This window comes from Paraburkholderia sp. SIMBA_030 (assembly GCF_046535245.1).
GTDB lineage: Bacteria > Pseudomonadota > Gammaproteobacteria > Burkholderiales > Burkholderiaceae > Paraburkholderia.
Window position 1 is genome coordinate 1 of the sequence record NZ_JAWRXB010000220.1, and the last position, 320, is coordinate 320.

Consider the following 320-nt stretch of genomic DNA (forward strand, 5'->3'; position numbering starts at 1 on the left):
GTCGCGGCAGTGAAATAGAAAATGCGGCTTTGGGCAAAATCGGGAGAGAGCGCCACATCCATCAGGCCACCCTGGCCGCGGGCGCTGACCTCGGGCACGCCGGCAAGCGGTTCGGAGACCTTGCCATCGCGGATGATCCGGATATTGCCGGGACGTTCGGTGACGAGATAAGCGCCATCGGGCATGACCTCGACAGCCCAGGGATGATCAAGCCCGGTTGCCAGCGTATCGACGCTGACCGCGACGTCCTTGGTCTGCACCCTGTCGGCTGCATATGCAGCGCCTGCCACTGCAAATGCGGCACCTGCCGTCAAAGCGAT

1 protein-coding gene is annotated in these 320 nt (G+C 62.8%); it reads right to left on the minus strand.

Going from position 1 to position 320, the window contains the following annotated elements; translation table 11 throughout:
• Positions 1-260 (minus strand): PQQ-dependent sugar dehydrogenase (locus SB772_RS39750; RefSeq protein WP_410838486.1); only part of this gene is annotated, 260 nt, incomplete at its 3' end.
• Positions 261-320 lie beyond the last annotated feature (60 nt).